At 52.1% G+C, this 19,900-nt stretch carries 20 protein-coding genes; 14 read left to right on the top strand and 6 right to left on the bottom strand.

Features of this window, described 5'->3' with window-relative positions; genetic code table 11:
• Position 1 precedes the first annotated feature (1 nt).
• Positions 2-424, bottom strand: coding sequence for a hypothetical protein (locus IDM48_RS09170; RefSeq protein WP_190617050.1), 423 nt, complete (start codon positions 422-424; stop codon positions 2-4).
• A gap of 121 nt (positions 425-545) precedes the next feature.
• Here IDM48_RS09170 and purN point away from each other — a divergent pair, with 121 nt between their 5' ends.
• Positions 546-1,145, top strand: coding sequence for a phosphoribosylglycinamide formyltransferase (gene purN, locus IDM48_RS09165; protein WP_190617049.1), 600 nt, complete (start codon positions 546-548; stop codon positions 1,143-1,145).
• A gap of 141 nt (positions 1,146-1,286) precedes the next feature.
• Complete coding sequence (gene purH, locus IDM48_RS09160; RefSeq protein WP_190617048.1) at positions 1,287-2,894, top strand: bifunctional phosphoribosylaminoimidazolecarboxamide formyltransferase/IMP cyclohydrolase; 1,608 nt, start codon at positions 1,287-1,289, stop codon at positions 2,892-2,894.
• An 81-nt stretch (positions 2,895-2,975) separates the two neighbouring features.
• Here purH and IDM48_RS09155 read toward each other — a convergent pair whose 3' ends face one another.
• The gene (locus IDM48_RS09155) at positions 2,976-4,697 is read right to left on the bottom strand and encodes a substrate-binding domain-containing protein (protein ID WP_190617047.1); all 1,722 of its coding nucleotides are present in this window, start codon (positions 4,695-4,697) and stop codon (positions 2,976-2,978) included.
• A gap of 324 nt (positions 4,698-5,021) precedes the next feature.
• Here IDM48_RS09155 and IDM48_RS09150 point away from each other — a divergent pair, with 324 nt between their 5' ends.
• The 3 genes from IDM48_RS09150 (at position 5,022) to IDM48_RS09140 (ending at position 7,981) form a co-directional block, all read left to right on the top strand.
• Positions 5,022-5,606, top strand: a complete 585-nt coding sequence (locus tag IDM48_RS09150) for a TetR/AcrR family transcriptional regulator (protein ID WP_238397957.1) — start codon at positions 5,022-5,024, stop codon at positions 5,604-5,606.
• Positions 5,607-5,813: 207 nt separating this feature from the next.
• Entirely contained in the window at positions 5,814-7,094 is a 1,281-nt protein-coding gene (gene glyA, locus IDM48_RS09145) for a serine hydroxymethyltransferase (RefSeq protein ID WP_068170414.1), read from the top strand.
• A 2-nt stretch (positions 7,095-7,096) separates the two neighbouring features.
• Positions 7,097-7,981, top strand: coding sequence for a bifunctional methylenetetrahydrofolate dehydrogenase/methenyltetrahydrofolate cyclohydrolase (locus IDM48_RS09140; protein ID WP_151146918.1), 885 nt, complete (start codon positions 7,097-7,099; stop codon positions 7,979-7,981).
• A gap of 55 nt (positions 7,982-8,036) precedes the next feature.
• Here IDM48_RS09140 and IDM48_RS09135 read toward each other — a convergent pair whose 3' ends face one another.
• The gene (locus IDM48_RS09135) at positions 8,037-8,813 is read right to left on the bottom strand and encodes a GntR family transcriptional regulator (RefSeq protein WP_068171844.1); all 777 of its coding nucleotides are present in this window, start codon (positions 8,811-8,813) and stop codon (positions 8,037-8,039) included.
• Between the two features lie 57 nt (positions 8,814-8,870).
• Here IDM48_RS09135 and IDM48_RS09130 point away from each other — a divergent pair, with 57 nt between their 5' ends.
• From IDM48_RS09130 to IDM48_RS09120, 3 genes are read left to right on the top strand one after another with little or no spacing between them, the layout of a single operon-like run.
• Positions 8,871-9,341, top strand: a complete 471-nt coding sequence (locus IDM48_RS09130) for a PLD nuclease N-terminal domain-containing protein (protein WP_151146915.1) — start codon at positions 8,871-8,873, stop codon at positions 9,339-9,341.
• Positions 9,341-10,408: a tryptophan--tRNA ligase gene (gene trpS, locus IDM48_RS09125; RefSeq protein WP_190617045.1), complete on the top strand. Its 1,068-nt coding sequence runs from the start codon at positions 9,341-9,343 to the stop codon at positions 10,406-10,408. Before IDM48_RS09130 ends, trpS begins: the two co-directional genes overlap by 1 nt.
• 28 nt (positions 10,409-10,436) lie before the next feature.
• Positions 10,437-10,970 (top strand): 2'-5' RNA ligase family protein, encoded by a 534-nt coding sequence (locus IDM48_RS09120; RefSeq protein WP_151146909.1) that lies wholly within the window; start codon positions 10,437-10,439, stop codon positions 10,968-10,970.
• On the opposite strand, the gene IDM48_RS11670 is transcribed toward IDM48_RS09120, so the two are convergent.
• From IDM48_RS11670 to IDM48_RS09110, 3 genes are all read right to left on the bottom strand, one after another.
• Positions 10,960-11,316 carry a hypothetical protein gene (locus IDM48_RS11670; protein WP_238397956.1) on the bottom strand — a complete coding sequence of 119 codons (357 nt, stop codon included), beginning with the start codon at positions 11,314-11,316 and terminating at the stop codon, positions 10,960-10,962. The two genes, IDM48_RS09120 and IDM48_RS11670, sit on opposite strands and share 11 nt — an antisense overlap.
• A complete protein-coding gene (locus IDM48_RS11665) occupies positions 11,282-11,962 on the bottom strand; it encodes a hypothetical protein (RefSeq protein WP_238397955.1) in 681 nt (226 codons plus the stop codon). The genes IDM48_RS11670 and IDM48_RS11665 overlap by 35 nt, the downstream gene beginning before the upstream one ends.
• A 191-nt stretch (positions 11,963-12,153) precedes the next feature.
• Positions 12,154-13,263, bottom strand: a complete 1,110-nt coding sequence (locus IDM48_RS09110) for a mannose-1-phosphate guanylyltransferase (RefSeq protein WP_190618744.1) — start codon at positions 13,261-13,263, stop codon at positions 12,154-12,156.
• 364 nt (positions 13,264-13,627) lie between these two features.
• Here IDM48_RS09110 and sdhC point away from each other — a divergent pair, with 364 nt between their 5' ends.
• The 6 genes from sdhC (at position 13,628) to IDM48_RS09080 (ending at position 19,825) form a co-directional block, all read left to right on the top strand.
• Entirely contained in the window at positions 13,628-13,960 is a 333-nt protein-coding gene (gene sdhC, locus IDM48_RS09105) for a succinate dehydrogenase, cytochrome b556 subunit (RefSeq protein ID WP_238398080.1), read from the top strand.
• Between the two features lie 7 nt (positions 13,961-13,967).
• Complete coding sequence (locus IDM48_RS09100) at positions 13,968-14,453, top strand: succinate dehydrogenase hydrophobic membrane anchor subunit (RefSeq protein WP_190617043.1); 486 nt, start codon at positions 13,968-13,970, stop codon at positions 14,451-14,453.
• Between the two features lie 39 nt (positions 14,454-14,492).
• Positions 14,493-16,256, top strand: coding sequence for a succinate dehydrogenase flavoprotein subunit (gene sdhA, locus IDM48_RS09095; RefSeq protein WP_190617041.1), 1,764 nt, complete (start codon positions 14,493-14,495; stop codon positions 16,254-16,256).
• Position 16,257: 1 nt separating this feature from the next.
• Positions 16,258-17,076 (top strand): succinate dehydrogenase iron-sulfur subunit, encoded by an 819-nt coding sequence (locus tag IDM48_RS09090; protein WP_068172893.1) that lies wholly within the window; start codon positions 16,258-16,260, stop codon positions 17,074-17,076.
• A 217-nt stretch (positions 17,077-17,293) separates the two neighbouring features.
• Complete coding sequence (locus IDM48_RS09085; protein ID WP_190617039.1) at positions 17,294-18,550, top strand: amidohydrolase; 1,257 nt, start codon at positions 17,294-17,296, stop codon at positions 18,548-18,550.
• Positions 18,551-18,748: 198 nt separating this feature from the next.
• Positions 18,749-19,825: a BMP family lipoprotein gene (locus IDM48_RS09080; RefSeq protein WP_190617037.1), complete on the top strand. Its 1,077-nt coding sequence runs from the start codon at positions 18,749-18,751 to the stop codon at positions 19,823-19,825.
• The last annotated feature ends 75 nt before the right edge of the window (positions 19,826-19,900 follow it).

The raw sequence follows: 19,900 nt of genomic DNA, 5'->3' as shown, positions 1-19,900 counted from the left end.
ATTACTCGCCGCCGAGCAGAGCCCCGAGCAGGTTGTCCTGAAGCTGTTGGTTGCACTGTCCCTGGCGGCTGAGTGTCAGTGCATTCTGGATACACTCGGCGTAAGCGTTGGTCTGTTCCACGAAAACGAGCTGAACCACGGTGCCAAAGGTGAGATATGCGATTCCCAGCAAAAAGAGGAGGAGCACGGTGTATTCGAAGCCACCGCTACGTGCACGCGGCATCAGAAACAACGAGCGGATACCCAAACCGAGGGCAAGCAATTCAGCCACCAGCGCGGCAACAAGCCACCAGCCGGTGTACATCATGAAAACGAAAGAAAGCACACCAGCGGCAAGCATGAGACGCTGAATAATCAGCAGTTTCTTCCGGGCTTCTCGCTGAGGCGCAGGCATTTCTTCTAAAGTATTTACGTTTTCAGACATAGGGATAAGAATACCCCGCGAACCGTAACAGGAACTATCGGGAAAAGTTAGCAGATAATCACCCTGGGCTCATTCCCTCTTCGCATGATAACGGCTGCAACTGTACGGTAAACTCTCTGATATGCGCATTGTGGTGATGGTTTCAGGTTCCGGTACTAACCTGCAGTCGATTCTGGACGCCGTAGCAGCCGGCCAGCTTGAGGTTGAAGTTGCCGCCGTCGGTGCCGATAAACCCTGTGTGGGCATCGAACGTGCCGAACGGGCAGGCATTGAGACCTTTTTAGTAGAGCCTGCAGATTTTGAAACTCGCGCAGAGTGGAATAGACACCTGGAAAAAACGGTTGCCTCGTTCTCCCCAGATTTTGTTATTTTTGCGGGATTCATGCGGATTGTGGACGCCGATTTCGTCCAGCAATTTGAGAACAGAATCATCAATACCCACCCGGCTTTATTGCCCTCGTTCCCCGGCGCACACGGCGTTAGAGACGCTCTCGACCACGGCGTGAAAATCACCGGGCTGACCGTGCATTTTGTTGATTCTGGCGTCGATACCGGTTCTATCTTGGCGCAGGCGGCAGTGCCGGTTTTGCCCGAAGACACCGAAGAAACCCTGCACGAGCGCATCAAAGTCGAAGAAAGAAAACTGCTCGTTCAGACTATCTCTGAACTTGCCGCCGAATCTTCCCCTCGCCTGCCGAAAGAGAAACCGCAACATCGGTAGCCAGGCCGATCCAAAGATTTAGGTTCTTGATGATTCAAGAACTGAAGCCAAGGGTCGGGGCTTACATCGACCCAATACCTAACCATCCAGATGTTCTCAGAACCACCTCTGAGAGCGAGGATCAAGAAATTGGAGTCATCTGTGAGTCTCATCGAGCTCGATCGCGTACCTCTCAAACGCGCCCTTATCTCTGTTTTCGATAAAACAGGTCTTGAAGATCTTGCCCGCGGTCTCCACCAGGCCGGGGTTGCTATTATTTCTACCGGCTCTACCGCCTCCACCATTTCAGCAGCAGGTGTTCCTGTCACCGAAGTTTCCGACATTACGGATTTTCCCGAATGTTTAGAGGGTCGAGTCAAAACTCTGCACCCGCGCGTCCACGCGGGAATTTTGGCTGATCGCCGCAAACAGGATCATATTGATACGCTCCAGCAGATGGATATTGAGCCCTTTGACCTGGTGGTTGTTAATCTTTACCCCTTCGTGGAAACCGTCGCATCGGGTGCTGATCAGGACGCGATTGTAGAAAAGATTGATATTGGCGGGCCTTCGATGGTTCGTGCCGCCGCTAAAAACCATGATGCTGTGGCAGTGGTAGTAGACCCGACACGTTATGACGACGTTGTACGTGCAGCATCCGAGGGTGGATTCACCCTGGCCGAGCGCCGTCGTCTAGCCTCTGCGGCGTTCGCTCATACCGCAGCCTATGACACCGCTGTTGCCACCTGGACTGCCCAGCAGTTTGAACAGGACGAAGACGCCAACTTCTGGCCTCCCTTTGCCGGGCTTTCTTTCGAACGTTCCGAAACTCTGCGTTATGGGGAAAACCCGCATCAGAAAGCCGCGCTGTACGTCGATCCCGCCGCTGCTCCCGGCATTGCCCAGGCAGAACAGCTCGGCGGTAAGGCAATGAGCTACAACAACTTTGTCGACGGCGATGCTGCGCTTCGTGCTGCTTACGATTTCGAGGAAACCGCCGTTGCTATCATCAAGCACAACAACCCTTGTGGTATTGCTGTAGCCACTCCCGGAGCTACCGATCCTGTGGCAGACGCACACGCCAAAGCACACGCTTGCGACCCGCTTTCAGCCTACGGTGGCGTAATAGCAACCAATACTGAAGTATCTGAAGGTATGGCTCGTACCGTGAAAGATATTTTCACCGAAGTCATTATTGCTCCCTCCTACTCGCCTGAAGCGTTGGAGATTTTGCAGACTAAAAAGAATCTGCGCATACTCGTTCTGCCCGAGGGATTCTCCCGCGGCTCCTTGGAATATCGCGCAGTTTCAGGCGGCGTACTCTTCCAAGAAGCTGATCGCCTTCAGGCAGAGGGCGATCAACCCGAGAACTGGGAGCTCGTAGCGGGTAATGCTGCCGACGAAAAAACCCTCGCAGACCTCGCTTTCGCGTGGAAAGCTCTGCGTTCTGCCAAGTCAAACGCCATTTTACTGGCAAATGGCGGCGCTGCAGTAGGCATCGGCATGGGACAGGTCAACCGTGTTGACTCTTGCAAGCTTTCGGTCGAGCGCGCTAATTCACTGGCTGGGGACGCCGAACGCGCACGGGAAGCGGTAGCGGCATCAGATGCTTTCTTCCCCTTCGCTGATGGGCTGCAGGTTTTGCTCGACGCCGGTGTGCGCGCCGTCGTCCAGCCCGGTGGTTCTATTCGCGACGAGGAAGTCATTAAGGCAGCCCAAGAAGCCGGTATCACCATGTACACCACTGGCGCCCGCCACTTCTTCCACTAAACAAACCGAGGTCTCCTCACAGTTTTGCCCCGAATGAATTATCATTCGGGGCAAAATTTTTGGTGTACTGGTTATTCAGATTTACTGGGCAGGAGCTGAATAGGCTGCTGCCGCTGTAGCGGTGGGGCCGGTGGGCTCATCTGCTACGGAAAGTGCTTCCTGGAAAATCTTCTGAATGTCCTCAGCTGAGTTTGCCGTAAAGGCTTCACCCTTAGTTTCCTGTGCTAAATGCCGCAGCGATTCCATGTTTGCATCATCGGATACACCAATGAAGAGCATATAAATCGGGTTCTCTTTATCCTGCTGTTCATTGATGGTTCGAATAAGATCCTCGGTGGAAATGGAGTCCTTATCTGAGTTTTCACCATCGGTCATAATAACAACGACGTTAGCGGCGTCTGGGTCAAACTGAGATTTGACCTCTTCGAATGCTGCCAAAGTGGTGTCGTTGAGCCCGGTATGAGAATCGGGGTAGGGCTGAATTTTCTCGCCGGCGGTACGCAAGATTTCTCGCTGGTTCTTTCCATCGACATCTTCGCCGAGATTGCGGATGGGGACGAGCGGATTGTAATCCAGCGATTTGCCCTGGTTATCCTTGGCGATATCCAGCGCGAAACTCCACAAACCAATGGAGTCACGGGGTGGAAAGAGCTGGGAACCGGAAACTACGGATTCTTTAACAATATCCATGCGGGTGCGTCCGCTGTCTCCTACTTTGGTGCTCATTGAGCCGGAGGCGTCCACTGCCACCAACGCGTTGAGCGGAGCGGACTGGCGTAGGTAGGAGGTCCACATGTTGGCAAGAATCTTGGGGTTGTCGGTGCTGAGAGAATCAACCACGCCTACCGTATTTTCGGCAAGTTCGTGACCGGGGTCAGAACGTAGCCCCTGTTCTTCAAGAGCTTTTTTACCCTCGTCAGAATTGATGTAATTCTCGATTTTATCGGCGGCTAAACCAACAGTTCGGTTGGTGTCTGCGCCGGTGGTTGGCTGGTACATCGGGAAATCTAGCATGCCTGTTTTTCCACTGGGAACGTAGGCCTTCACTTTAGAATCTGCATGATCTTTGCGGTATTGAGCAAAATCAGACTCAGTCACAATGGCAGAATCAATGCTGTGATCGCTCACCGAGGAGAGTAAATCAGAGGGGTTGCGCTCCGGATCGTCTACACCGATAGTTTGGGCACGTAGTCCAATGTTGGCGCTAAAATCTTCTTGCGAAATTGCGTTATGACTTGTTTCGGCTGTGGCGTTGAGTAACGCCATAAAAGCACCGGAATCGTCTTTAGGCTCGCTCATTTTTATGCTGGAAGAATCGTGTAGAGCATCATTCCAGCTCTCCACGCGATTGTTTCCGGTCGTTACGATAACTGCTGGAGTGCTGGCCAAAGAGTCTGCTTTGGTGATTACTTGAGCCTTGCCCGCAAGAGCTAGCTCTGCTCGGGTTGAAGAATCTGGAATCCATAGATTAGGGGCAGACTTGCCGCTAATAATGTGCTGGGCGGTTTCGGTCGTCGCTGAGTCGCTACTGATAGCTAGAGTGATGCAGTCTTCGTCAGAGACCGGAATGTTTTTAAGAATTTCCGCCATAGCTTTGGTGGTCTCTACGCTCACGCGTTGAGTGGTGGCGCAGTTAGAGGGGATCGCTTGCGGATCCTGAGTCTGGTTATTGCTGCCTAAGTTATAAGTAAGTATTCCACCGCTGAGTAAGACGATGCCTGCGCCGCTGAGTGCTACCCACTTACGGACGTTCTTCTTCCGCCGGGCTTCTCGCGCTTCACGACGCGATTGAGCATTCCCCATGATGTGCCCTTTCGCGCATTTCCGAGAGAGACTCTCTGAATTGAGATTGTCATTGTGTTACTCCCCATGTTCCCCCATCGAAAGTAACGCCTTAGTTTATCAAGAATGATTTTGACAAGAGGCTGGGCGGCGGACGAAAAAATCTATTGGCGGTAAATATGAGCTTGACGGTAGAGGGAAAGACAGAGAGTTATTTCTGTGACTAGGCGTATTGGCAAGGATGTTGCATTGAACACGATGTAGCCATAAGTGATGAGCGTGTCCTGAATGACTGTTCGATTTAGGTAAGTTAGAAATATGCCTCGAATTAGCGAAGAACACCGAATGCAGATTAGAGAAAATATCGTGGAATCTGCACGTTTGGCCTTTCTTGATAAAGGTTTTCAACGCACATCCATGAGTGAGATTATCCAGCGGACAGGTATGTCTGCCGGTGCAATCTATAATCACTTTTCTGGAAAAGAAGAGATTACGGTAGCGGCGGCAACGATAGATCTTGAGATATTTCTGCAAGAAAATACCCCACGCCTAGGCGGCGTCGGTGCAGGTCAGCCTGAAAAAATGGAGCCTTGGGCGTATGTGCTGAACTGGTTAGAGACGCTGCGAGTCAACCCTGCAACATGCCGGTTGTTGCAATCAACATGGGGTGAAGCCGCTACCTATGAGGTCGTACGAAAAGTTGCCGATATTCAACTTGAAGCGTTGAAGAACGCTGCGAAAGAAAGATATCGTGGGTGGGCACAAGCAGCTCTCGAATTTGATGAAGAAGAGCTCGAAGAATGGCTAGAGGTCATTGGCGCAGCCGTGCTGAGCGTTTTTTGTGGGTATGTTTTGCAATCGCAAACTCTCTCTCATTTTTCCCATGATTCATATCGAGATTTTGCCGAAGCAATTTTGACCCAGGCGTAGAAAAACTCTCTCTACTCGTTTTTGCCGGGTGGCAAGGTAAAGCCCTGATGGATAATCCATAAACAAGCTTGCTTAATATCCATAAACCGGGTGGCAATGCGGTTTGGTTCACATAAACTAGAGTGGATGGTCTTTTTGACCTCATCACCGTTTTCTATGAGGTCCTTCTCCGTTAGAGAAGAAGACCGAAACTTGAAAGGAGTCCGCGTGAGCGATTCCCAACAGATTCTTGATGTGCCTCTGGCAGAGATTGATCCCGAGGTTGCTGAAGCAATTCATTCTGAGCAGAAGCGTCAGCAGAACACTCTGGAAATGATTGCCTCTGAGAACTTTGTGCCGCGTGCAGTACTCGAAGCCCAGGGCTCGGTTTTGACCAACAAGTACGCCGAGGGCTACCCCGGACGTCGTTACTACGGCGGCTGCGAATATGTTGACGTCGTAGAATCCCTAGCAATTGAACGTGCCAAGTCGCTCTTCGGAGCTGACCATGCGAATGTTCAGCCTCACTCGGGTGCGCAGGCAAATAATGCCGTCATGCATGCGCTGTTGACCCCTGGGGACACCATTATGGGTCTTTCCTTGGCTCACGGCGGGCATCTAACCCACGGTATGCGTCTGAACGTGTCCGGCAAGCTGTACAACGTTGTTGCCTACGAGGTCAACGAAGAAACCGGTCGCGTTGACATGGAGCAGGTGCGTGAACTTGCGGTGGCGAATAAGCCTAAGGTGATTATCGCTGGCTGGTCTGCCTATACTCGTCAACTTGATTTTGAAGCGTTCCGTGCGGTTGCCGATGAAGTGGGGGCTTACCTCTGGGTCGATATGGCTCATTTCGCAGGGCTAGTGGCAACAGGGCTACACCCGAACCCGGTTCCTTTCGCCGACGTCGTATCCTCCACCGTTCATAAAACGATTGGTGGGCCCCGTTCGGGCTTTATCCTCTGCAAAGAAGAGCTGAAGAAAAAGATTGATTCGGCAGTCTTCCCCGGACAGCAGGGCGGACCGCTCATGCATGTGATTGCTGCTAAAGCTACCGCTTTCAAAATTGCTGCATCTGCAGATTTTAAGGATCGCCAAAAGCGTACGCTGGAAGGTGCTCACATTATCGCCGAGCGTCTTTCTCAGTCCGACGTCGCAGAGGCGGGCATAAAGGTGCTGACCGGCGGCACCGACGTCCACCTCTTGCTGGTTGACTTGGTGGATTCTGAGTTGGATGGCAAACAAGCAGAAGATCTATTGCACAAAGCGGGCATCACTGTGAACCGTAACGCAGTGCCGAACGACCCCCGCCCGCCGATGGTTACCTCCGGTTTGCGTATCGGCACCCCAGCACTTGCTACCCGTGGCTTCGACGCGGAAGCTTTCACCGAGGTGGCAGATATTATCGCAGAGACCCTGAAACCAGGCGCAGATGTTGCAGCTCAGCATGAACGTGTGACTGCTCTGTGTGAGAAGTTTCCCTTGTACAACGGAATTGAGGAGTGGTAAATATGCCGCAGATTCTAGACGGTAAAGCTACAGCAGCAGAGATTAAGAAAGAACTTGCCGAGCGCGTTGAAGCGTTGAAGGCAAAGGGTGTTACGGCTGGTCTGGGTACGGTCTTGGTGGGGGACGATCCCGCATCACATTCGTATGTTGGTGGTAAGCACCGCGACTGTGCTGAAATCGGGATTGCTTCGATTCGTAAGGATCTTCCCGAGGACATTACTCAGGAAGAACTTGAAAAAGAAATTGAAGATTTGAATAACAACCCCGAGTGCACCGGGTACATTGTTCAGCTTCCGTTGCCCAAGCACATTGATACTAACCGTATTTTGGAAAAGATTGATCCTGATAAGGATGCTGATGGTTTGCATCCCACTAACTTGGGTCGTCTGGTCCTTAATGTGGGTGACGAACTGGATTCGCCGCTTCCCTGCACCCCCAACGGTGTGATTGAACTGGTAGAGCGTCACGGTCTTTCATGGAAGGGCAAAAAGGTTGCAGTACTGGGTCGCGGTATTACCGTGGGTCGTCCGCTGGGACTTTTGCTGACCCGTAAGGGTGTCAACGCTACTCCAACTCTTGTTCACACCGGCACCGAAGATGTCGATGGCGCTCTGCGCGATGCCGACATCATTGTGGCTGCAGTAGGCCAGCCCCACAACGTCAAGGCAGATCAGGTTAAAGACGGCGCAATTCTGCTGGATGTCGGAGTGTCCCGTATTGAAGACCCCGAGACCGGAAAGAAGAAGCTGACCGGCGATATCAGCCCTGAAGCGATCGAAAAGTCGAGCTGGTACTCACCTAACCCCGGCGGTGTGGGTCCGATGACTCGTGCGATGTTGCTGGTGAACGTGGTAGAAACCGCTGAACGTATGGCTGCTGAGCAGTAATCGAAGGCAAAATATTCCCGCCGCTGAGTAACTCAGCGGCGGGAATATTTGTTCTCTAGCGGTAGAGATCAAATTCGAAGTCGTAGCGGTCGGCGCGGTAGACTGCCACAGTGCTTTCGATGGGTTTGCCCCGGTTCGTATAGCCGATGCGGTCGATGCGTAGACCGGCAGTATGAAGGGGGACGGACAGTGCTGCTGACTCTTCATAGTCCAGGCTCACCGCAGAAACCTTTTCTTTAACCCGTTCTATGCGGTAGCCATTCTGTGCGAGTTGCCGTTCTAAGGGCACATTCAATTCTGGAGTGGAGTTTTTAAAGACTTCGCTGAGAAATCTCGCTTTTTCAAAGCACATGGGGTCCCCGTTGGCACGACGTAGCCGAACGGCTTCGATGATGGGCGTTCCGGCGGTAACACCTAGAAGATTGGCTAGGGAATCGTTGGCTTCTAGGTGTTTGAAACCCATGGTGATGGTGGAGGGAGTAAAGCCGCGCGCCACCATATCGTCTGTGTAGGAGACCAAATGGGGTTCTTTGATGCGGCGATTTTCCTCTGCCACATAAGATCCTGAGCCCTGCACGTTGTACACCAGACCCTGGCGCTGAAGTGATGAAATAGCTCGACGCACGGTATCGCGGCTTACTCCAAAATACTCTTGGAGTTCGCGTTCGGTGGGTAGGGGGGTATGCGCGGGAGCATCTTTGACAAAGGAAGTACTGAGAAAGCTAGCTAGACGATGGTACTTGGGGGAAGAACCTTCGGGTAGGCGGGCTCCTGAAAATGAACGGGAGACAGATGAGCTTTCAGCGGATTTAGGGGGATTTACGCTGGTCATACCTTACATCCTAACTGGATGTCAGTGAGCTTTAATCTATTTGGCATAATAGAGTTTATGCAATCCTCCGGTACTTCACATTCTTCCACTTCTACTACTGAGCAGAACCGCTTCAAAGCAATTCTCGGTGCCTGCATTGGCGGCGCTGTCTTGCTGATTCTTTTTATCTTCGCGATTATTCAGGCGAAGAATGAGGAGTCTGTTCTGGGATGGATCATTGCCGGTATTCTCTTGGCATGGCTCGGCGTGGCTGCCTACCTCGCCTGGGGCGTCATGAAACAGGCGAATGCCTCGCAGAAGAGTTTTGATGAGGCGAGCGTCATTCGTCGAAATGAAGAAAATGCGCTGCTGGACGACAAACTTGCCCACAGCTTTAAAATCGTATTGGTGCAGTCGAACGTTATCAAAGAACAGTTAGCAGCGAACGCTTCAGAATCTGAAGCAATGATTGAGCGCGCACTGGATACTATTGATACAACTGCTAGTAATGGTATGAGCATGATCAAAGACGCTAAGGGAGATTCATAATGTCGGCTGAAGCAAAGTCTGATTCGTTTGACCGTTCAGTTATCCCCAATGCCGCTCATGGTGCGCCCCGTGCTTTTTCAGGTGCTCAGCCTTCGGCAGATTCTATGCATTTGGGTAACTATATTGGTGCGCTCAATAACTGGGTAGGCATGCAGCAGGACTTTGAGTGCCTGTATTTCATACCCGATATGCATGCTATTACCGTGCCGCAGGATCCAGCGCTGTTGCATGAGCGTACTCGTAAGACAGCAGCTCAGTACATTGCAAGCGGTATTAACCCTGAGAAGACTCCGCTTTTTGTGCAGTCGCATGTTCCAGAGCATGCTCAGTTAGCCTGGGTTTTGAACTGTCTGACGGGTTTTGGCGAGGCGTCGCGTATGACTCAGTTCAAAGACAAATCAGCTAAGCAGGGTTCAGAAAATGCCAGTGTAGGTTTGTTTACCTACCCCGTACTGATGGCTGCTGACATCTTGCTATACCAGGCGGACGTCGTTCCTGTCGGTGAGGACCAGCGCCAGCACTTGGAGCTCACCCGTAACCTCGCTCAGCGATTTAACTCCCGCTATGGTGATACTTTCATCGTGCCTGAGCCCCTAATTTTGAAGGAGACTGCAAAGATTTACGATTTGCAGAACCCTACCTCAAAGATGTCAAAATCGGCACAGAACGAGAAGGGCATCATTTGGTTACTAGATGAGCCCAAAAAGACAGCTAAGAAGATTAAATCAGCGGTGACCGACGACGGCAGCGAGATCGCTTTTGACCGTGATGCAAAGCCCGGAGTCTCTAACTTGCTCTCTATTTATTCGGCGGTATCTCAGCGCCCGGTGAATGAAATTGTTGAAGAATACCAGGGTAAAATGTACGGGCATCTGAAGGTTGACCTTGCTGAACTGGTTTCCGAGACGATGGAACCAATTCGCGCTCGTGCGTTGGAATTGCTCGATGACCCTGCAGAGCTTGACCGTCTGCTGGCGGTGGGCGCTTTGAAGGCGCGTGAAGTAGCTGCTGTGACTGTCGAGAACGTATACAAAAATATTGGTTTCATGCCGCAGGCTAGCCTGTAGTAGCCATCCGTTATTGAGGGAATGAAAGATGACGAACTCGCCCACTCTAGAGCAGGGAGAACATTACCTCAGCGTTGTCGCTGCGGTTCCTCCTGCTCTGAGCGAGCGAATTTTGGGGTGGCAAGTTAAACACGCGGCATCAGAACCCCGTTATCCCAGCCATATCACGGTGCACATTGCTCCGGTGAAGGATGGGCTTCACCTTTCGGATACTTTTATGCGCGAGGTGCGCTCATTTGTACCTTTCCCTATTGGACTGGGGGAGCCTGAAACTTTTGCGCCTCAGACTCCCGTGAGCTATTTACCTGTGCAACATGGTGATGCCAGCATTCATAGTTTGCGCACCCTGTGTATCGACCATCTCGGACAGAGCGCCTCACCTTTTGAGTTTGTTCCCCATTTGACCATCGCGCACCAATGTCCAACAGATTTGCTCCAGGCTTCATTGGAAGATTTTGCTGATCTGCCCGAGGAATTACGCTCGTTTGAGGTGCAAGAAATAGGAATCTATTATTTTGATGGTCATTCGTGGGAGAACGTTGCCACTATTTCTATTTCATAGTTTTTCCGCTAACACCGCTGATTTCGTTAGGGGTTTCGGGAAGTTCTAGTTCTGCAAATTTTTCAGCTTGACCCTTATGCAGATTCTTGAGGGAAACCGCCATCAATTTCTTGGTGGAGGGGTCTGTGATGTAGGCAGTTTCTCCAGTAACCCAGATGGCTGGGCGGGGATCCTGCCAGGTTTCAGATTCTTCCCAAGGTCCCATGAGGTCAACCGAACCTAGCTCTTTTCCTGTGTGTTGGTCGAAATAGCGTAGTTTGCCGTCGGTGGTTAGAAGCAATGCTTCGCCCTGAGGACCACGCGCGAGGGACCTAAAGGTGTAGCTGACGCCGTCGGGCAGTTGCACTTTGGTTCGTCTCGTCTTGAGCTACTGCCTCACCGTGAACTCCGGGGCACTGGTTATTTTCAGCAAGTTTTTTACCGTGTTGATCGACCACTGCCGCACCCGTGCGTTTTTCCTCCGAACCCTGTGCTACCAAGTAGTGGTCGTCTCCAAGAGGAATCGCAAATCCGTGATGGGGCTGGGGGAGAGTGACCTTGCTGGTTTTCAGCTGCTCTGCGGTGCGCTGATTTTCTCCGGTGAGTTCTGCAGGATTGTAGACCTCGAAGGTGCCGGTTCCATCGACAAACATGGCGGTTTTCTGATGGTGAGTGATGACGTGCCCGGTATGGTCTGCTGCAAATTCGAGCGAGCTGAGGGTGGGCTCAGCGGTGTAGAGATGGGAATGATCGCCGTGGGGTTGCTCCCATGAACCTGCGTCCAGAATCTTGTAGCTAGAGCCATCGGCCACAGTGATATGGCGGTTATCTCCCGATGGATTCAGGCGTAGGAAGCCTTCCTGGGGGAGAGATTTAATAAGCTCCATCTCTCTTCCGTCGACTATCATGATGCCGCCGTCATAGCTGAGGGCGATGCGCGATGACTGAGTTGAGCCTTCTTTGATGGTGGGTGCTGAGGTGGTCGAGGAGGGGGTGCTTTCTGCAGAATTCATCTCGGTGTGCGAAGCTTTTCCCCCACCGCACGCGGATAATGTCAGAGCAGAAAAGAGAAGCACTGTGGATAGGGCTGGAGTGGTGTGTATTTTTCGCATGGAAAAAATATAACTTAAATGAGAATCATTTGCATTATGAGGCAATAAAAAACCCGCCACATGGCCAGTGGCGGGTTGAAATCGAAAGTATTCTAAAGAAGCTCAGTGAGGTCGCGAGATTTTAGCTCGGCGACCGTATCTTTTACTTTCTGGGCATCTTTGCGGTTGGTGACCAAGAGAGCGTCCTCGGTATCAATTACCACCACGTTTTCCATGCCAATGACCGAAATACACCGTTGGGTATCCGAAGAAATAATGCCGGTAGAAGTTTGGGTTAGAATATTCTGATTATCGCCAAGAATGGTCAGTGTCTCCCCGCTCTTTTCTTGGCTCAGGCGCGTGACTGCGTCGAAATCTCCCACATCATCCCAGCTAAAGGATCCGGGAACCATGGCGACGTCGCCTGCAGCAGCGGCAGGTTCTGCGACGGCATAATCAATGGCAATCTTGGGTAGAGTAGGCCAAACGGCGTTCATGACATCTTCTCGCTGGGGGGTATCCCACGCTTCGGAAATGCGTGAAATACCTGCAAATAATTCAGGCTGATTCTTCTCTAAGTGAACAAGCATGAGCTGCGCAGGAGCTACAAACATACCTGCATTCCAGGTGTACTCGCCCGACTTGACATACTTTGTAGCAGTTGCGGCGTCAGGCTTTTCGACAAACGAATCAACAGCAAGGGCAGACGGCGCGCCCTCAATTTTGAGCGACGTCCGGGCGCGGATGTAACCAAATGCGGTCGATGGTGCGGAGGGCGTGATACCAATGGTTACGATTTTTCCGGTAGCAGCTGTTTCCACTGCCTCGCGAACAACTTTTTGAAATTCAGCGACAGGATCAATCACGTGATCGGCTGCAAAAGAGCCAATAATCGCCTCTGGATCCCTCTTGTAAAGGATTGCACAGGCAAGACCAATAGCGGCAGCGGAATCCTTGGGGGAGGGTTCTAAAACGATGTCGGAACCGCGCAGTTCACTAATCTGCTGGGTGACTGCGTTCGCGTGCGATTCGCCGGTCACAACCATCACGGTATCGGAAGCCAAATCCACTAGACGGTCATAGGTCTGGCGAATGAGGGAATCGCCACTTCCGGTGAGGTCAAGCAAGAATTTGGGGGCTTTTGCGCGCGACATGGGCCAAAGGCGGGATCCAACGCCTCCGGCTGGGATCAGCGGGTAAAATCGTTCTAGTGGAGTTCTCATCATGTAATAGAATACAGAGCTTTACGTCATAAACCTGAAAAAACAGCTTTTAATACACTCATTACACTCATGGGCTAGCTCACTCATCGCCGACTAATCCCCGCTATTACGAGTAAAAATACAATTCGCGAACAATTTAATGGCTTAATTTCCTGAATTTTAGAGGAATTTATAGTGTACAGGGTGTCAGTAAAGGTCAATCTGACCTGGTAATCTTTGACAGTAGTAGAACAGTCCTTTCTTGCTGTTTAGGGAATCACATGCATCCCCATACATAGGCGTATGTGGGCCCCATAGGCAACTCTCAGGAGGTTATTCAGTGCCTGGCAACTCCAAAGGCACCCTATATCGCGGCCGTGAAGGCATGTGGTCTTGGGTAGCCCATCGCATTACCGGTATTGCGATTTTCTTTTTCCTTTTGGTGCACGTCCTAGATACCGCAATGGTTCGTGTGTCCCCAGAGGCTTACAACGCCATCATGAGCATTTACAAGAACCCCGTGATGGGGCTCGGCGAGGCAGTGCTCGTAGCTGCCATCGTGTATCACGCATTCAACGGCATCCGTATCATTCTGATTGACTTTTGGAAGAACGGTGCAAAAAACCAGAAAGGAATGCTCTGGGGCGTTCTTATTCTGTGGGCAGTCGTCATGATTCCTTTCCTCATCCGCCACCTCATGAACACATTCGGAGGTTAATCGTTCCATGGCTACTCCTCTTAAAACCCGTATTTCCGCACCGCGCAGTAATGACAATGTGGTTAACGGCATCAAGTACAACCGTTCCAACTCAAAGCGAAACAACTTTGAGATGCTGGCATGGTTGTTTATGCGCGTCTCTGGCGTTATTCTCGTCGTCCTCATTTTCGGTCACCTCTTCGTGAACCTCATGATGGGCGAGGGCGTACACCGCATCGACTTCGGATTCGTCGGTGGCAAATGGGCTAACCCCTTCTGGCAGGTATGGGATGCAGTTCTGCTGTGGCTTGCTATGCTGCACGGAACCAACGGTATCCGCACCATCATCATGGATTATGCAGAAAAAGACAGCACTCGCTTCTGGCTCAAGCTGATCCTTTTCTTGGCAGCAGCATTCGTTCTGCTGGTGGGCACTTTGGTTATCTTCACCTTCAGCCCCTGCCCCACCGGTAGCCCCGCAGAACTTCTTCCTTCGTTCTGCCCCGCACCGTAATCCGCGAGTCGAAAAAGATTTAGAAAAGAGCATTATTCAATGCAGGTACATAAGTACGATGTAGTGATTGTTGGCGCTGGTGGCGCAGGCATGCGCGCAGCTATCGAATCTGGTCAGCGTGCCCGCACTGCGGTTCTCACCAAGCTTTACCCCACCCGTTCACACACCGGCGCGGCACAGGGCGGCATGTGTGCTGCACTGGCAAACGTTGAAGAAGACAACTGGGAATGGCATACCTTTGACACCATCAAGGGTGGCGACTACCTGGTAGATCAGGACGCCGCAGAGGTCATGGCTAAAGAAGCTATCGACGCTGTGCTGGATCTGGAAAAAATGGGTCTTCCCTTCAACCGCACCCCTGAGGGTCGTATCGACCAGCGTCGCTTCGGTGGTCACACCCGCGACCACGGTAAGTCGCCGGTTCGTCGCGCATGCTATGCAGCGGACCGTACCGGACACATGATTCTTCAGACTCTTTACCAGAACTGCGTCAAGCACAACGTTGAATTCTTCAACGAGTACTACGTACTGGATCTGGTCATGGTCGACGACGAAAATGGAAACCGCCGTCCTGCTGGCGTCGTAACGTACGATCTGGCAACTGGCGACGTTCACGTTTTCCAGGCAAAGTCTGTTGTCTTTGCATCCGGTGGCTGTGGCAAGATTTTCAAGACCACTTCGAATGCTCACACCCTCACCGGTGACGGCATGGCGATTGCGCTACGCAACGGCATCCCACTGGAAGACATGGAATTCGTTCAGTTCCACCCGACCGGTCTTGCCGGTTTGGGCATTCTGGTTTCTGAAGCAGCCCGTGGTGAGGGCGGTATTCTCCGCAACTCCGAGGGTGAGCGCTTCATGGAGCGTTACGCTCCTACCATTAAAGACCTCGCTCCTCGTGACATCGTGGCTCGTTCGATGGCTAACGAAGTTCGCGAAGGTCGCGGTTGCGGACCCAACAAAGACTACGTTCTGTTGGACCTTACCCACTTGGAACCTGCTCATATCGACGCAAAGCTACCCGATATTACCGAGTTCGCTCGTACTTATCTGGGTGTTGAGCCCTACACCGAGCCCGTTCCGGTATTCCCAACGGCTCACTACGCAATGGGTGGTATCCCCACTAACATTGACGCCGAGGTTTTCGCTAACTCCGAAGAGACCATCCCCGGTCTCTATGCCGCTGGTGAAGTAGCGTGTGTGTCAGTCCACGGTTCAAACCGTTTGGGCACCAACTCCCTGCTCGACATCAACGTGTTCGGTAAGCGCGCCGGTATCAAGGCAGCGGAATATGCAAACACCGCTGAGTACTTGCCCGTCCCCGAAGACGCCGCAGATAAGACCCTGGCTTTGCTCTCCATGCTGCGCGATGGCAATGGCACTGAAAAGGTAGGCGAAATCCGCAAGGAACTGCAGGACGTCATGGACGCCGACATGCAGGTCTTCCGTACCGCTGAGACCATCCACAACGCCATCAACACCATTACCCGTCTTGAAGAGCGTTACAAGAACATCTCCATTCAGGACAAGGGCAAGCGTTTTAACCTTGACCTCCTGGAAGCAGTTGAACTTGGCTTCTTGCTTGAGCTGGCTAAGGTGATGTCGGTTGCTGCTCTGCACCGCCAGGAATCTCGCGGTGGTCACTTCCGTGAGGACTTCCCTGACCGTGACGACGAGAACTTCATGAAGCACTCGATGGTTTACTTGGACGAAGAAGCCGAGCTTGAGGGTATTGCAGGTCTGCGTTTTGACACTAAGCCCGTAATCTTTACTCGCTACGAACCGATGGAGCGTAAGTACTAAAATGGCATCAACAGCAGCAAACACAGCTCCCAAGAGCGATTTTGAGGCACGCGAGCCTGAGTCAAAGGTTTCGATTGCGTCGGAGAACGGCGAGGGTGAGAACGGTATCAAGTCCTACGATGTCACCGTTCAAATTCGTCGCTACAACCCAGAAATCTCTGAAGAAGCTCACTGGGACGAATTCAAAGTTCAGATGTTCGGCACCGACCGCGTACTTGACGTGTTGCACAAGGTGAAGTGGGAAATCGACGGTTCACTGTCTTTCCGCCGCTCGTGCGCTCACGGTATTTGTGGTTCGGATGCCATGCGTATCAACGGTCGTAACCGTCTGGCGTGCAAGACCTTGTTGAAGGATCTTGACTTGTCCAAACCCATCACTGTGGAACCCATCAAGGGTTTGCCCTGTGAGAAAGACCTTATCGTTGATATGGAGCCTTTCTTCCAGGCATATCGCGAGGTCATGCCCTTCTTGGTCAATGACAGCCACGAACCTGAGCGCGAACGATACCAGTCGCAGGCTGACCGCGCGCGTTTCGATGACACCACCAAGTGCATCTTGTGTGCAGCGTGTACTTCATCGTGCCCCGTGTTCTGGACCGACGGTCAGTACTTTGGTCCTGCAGCGATTGTGAACGCCCACCGTTTCATCTTCGATTCTCGTGATGACGCCGGCGATATGCGTTTGGAAATCCTCAACGACAAAGAGGGTGTATGGCGTTGCCGTACCACTTTCAACTGCACCGAGGCTTGCCCTCGTGGTATTGAGATCACCAAAGCAATTGCTGAAGTGAAGCAGGCTATTTTAGCTCGCTCCTTCTAACGCATAGGCTTCTCACAGGTGCCCGCTACTCTTTGATGAGTGGCGGGCTCCTGGGTTTTAAGGGGGAGTGCTTTCCAACGCCATGCCGGCCGGAGGGTTGACCAATCGCGCCGCGGCATCCAGAAAAGCTACGCGTAACAATCTGTCATAAACTTTGCGGAAGTTAACAGATCTTCCCAAGCCAGCGAATGAAAAGCTTTCGCGCTATGGTATTTGAATGGCTCCAACATCTGCAGTAACACTTCTTGACGTATCTGGTTCGGCATTCGACTCTCGTGTGCAAGAGATTCTTCCCCAACTCATCGAGTTCCGCCGTGCCGTGCACCAGAGCCCTGAGCTGTCTTTCATGGAGTTCAATACGACTGAACGCATTGTTGCGCAACTTGAGACAGCGGGAATGAAACCACAACGGTTTGAGGGCACCGGTTGTTTCGTGGACATTGGGGGCGGCCCTTATGCGGTCGCTCTGCGCGCGGATATAGATGCGCTACCTATCCTCGAAACCACAGGGTTAGAGTTCACCTCGCAGAACCCCGGCGTCATGCATGCATGTGGGCACGATATTCACCAGACCGTCATGTTGGGAGTTGCGATTGCTTTGCACCAGCTCAATGAGGAAGCTCCGCTGGGTCGCACCGTGCGCGTCATTTTTCAACCCGCAGAAGAGCAGTTACCCGGCGGAGCAGTTCAAGTGATTGAGCAAGGCGTGCTCAAGAATATTCCCCGCGCATTCGCTCTTCACTGCGAGCCGAAGGTGGACGTAGGAAAGATCGGTACGCGCATCGGTGCCATTACCTCGGCATCAGACACCATCAAAATTAGACTCAGTGGCCACGGTGGGCACACTTCCCGCCCGCACCTGACCGAAGACCTCATCTACGCCATGAGCCAGATAGCAATCAATGTGCCTGCGGTTCTCTCGCGTCGCATGGATGTACGTTCGGGCGTATTGGTTGCCTGGGGACAGATTGAAGCGGGTGTGGCTCCCAACGCAATTCCTTCAGAAGGCTTTATGGCAGGGACCATGCGCTGCCTCGACGCCGATGCTTGGTACCGCGCAGGAGAAATCCTCGACGACGTCATCGAACAGGTTGCCGCGCCCTATGGCGTGAAGGCGGAGGTCGAGCATATTCGCGGCGTCCCTCCTGTAGTTAATACAGAAGATGAAACCACCATGGTAGAGACTGCCTCACGCGCTGAACTGGGGGAGGACTCTGTGGTGCTGGTAGAGCAGTCGATGGGCGGAGAAGACTTCGCTTGGATGTTGCAAGAAGTACCTGGATCGATGATCCGCTTGGGCACTCGTACCCCTGGCGGTCCGACCTACGACCTACACCGCGATGACTATAACCCCGACGAGCGCGCAATCAAGTGCGGTGTGCAGGTCATGGCATCGACTGCGTTACGGGCGGTTCGCTGGGAAATTGCCAAGCTCTCTGCAGAGCAGTTTCGTTCATCGAGCTACTACGGATAGAAAAAATCAACGATAAAACGTGAGGCCATATTACTAATCGGTATTAAAAAGATGAATAGTGGCTGTACAGAGGCGATTCACCCATTACTATTAACGTGTATCTCGAAACACAGAATGCAACTGAGCGGGTAGAGCACATACTGCCGGCATCAGCTACTCTGCACCTCTGTATCACACACACGAAGGGATAGCTCTCACATGGCTACTCGCTCACGTTTTGCAGCAACAGGTACCGTTCTCGGTATTTCAGCACTTCTCTTGGCAGGTTGCGGTGCCGCACCTGAAGAATCTTCTTCCTCTAACAAAGAAGCTTCGGACTACAAGGCATGCATTATCTCTGATGAGGGTGGCTTTGACGATAAGTCCTTCAACGAGAACTCCTACAAGGGTGTTAAAGCCGCTGAAGAAGATTACGGTATTAAGGTGGCTGAGTCGCAGTCTGAATCTGCAGCTGACTTCAACCCCAATATGACTTCACTCGTTCAGCAGAGCTGCAACTCCATCATCAGCGTTGGCTTCGCTCTGGCTGATACTACCAAGCAGGCCGCTCAGGATAACCCCGACATTCACTTCGCTATCGTCGATGATGGTTCTATCGAAGCGGACAACGTTCGCCCCATCGTTTACGATACAGCTCAGGCAGCTTTCCAGGCAGGTTACTTGGCAGCAGCTCAGTCCAAGACCGGCAAAGTAGCAACCTACGGTGGCGCTGAGATGCCTACCGTTACCATCTTCACCCAGGGTTTCAAGCAGGGCGTTGATTACTACAACAAGGAAAAGAACAAGGACGTCAAGGTTCTTGGTACCGATTCCTTTACCGGTGACTTCACCGACCAGACCAAGGGTAAGACTCTGACCCAGAACTTCCTTGATCAGGGTGCAGACGTCATTATGCCCGTTGCTGGTCCTGTGGGCGCCGGTACTCTCGAAGCTGTAACCGAGTACAACAAGTCTCACTCAGATGCACCTGCATCTGTTATTTGGGTTGACTCCGATGGCTATGAGACCAACCCTAACTACCAGGACATCATCCTTACCTCTGTTCAGAAGAAGATGAAGGAAGCTGTTGAATCCACCATCAAGGACGACATTGACGGCAAATTCACCAACGAGAAGTACATCGGCACCCTCCAGAACGACGGCGTTGGTCTAGCTCCTTTCCACAACTTCGAGGATAAGGTTTCCTCCGAAACCAAGTCCGAGCTCGATACCATCAAGGAAAAGATTGTCTCTGGTGAAATCACCGTAAAGACCGACGGCACCCCCACCAAATAAAGTGTGAGTTCCTTATCAAAGCGGCTCGACCGGCAACCTTTTGCGCGGTCGGGCCGCTTTGATACGCTCATGCTA

The sequence above is a fragment of the Rothia amarae genome, assembly GCF_014705945.2.
Classification (GTDB): Bacteria; Actinomycetota; Actinomycetes; order Actinomycetales; family Micrococcaceae; genus Rothia; species Rothia amarae.
Note: the sequence above shows the minus strand (reverse complement) of the source record. Positions and strands in the feature narration are given on the sequence as shown.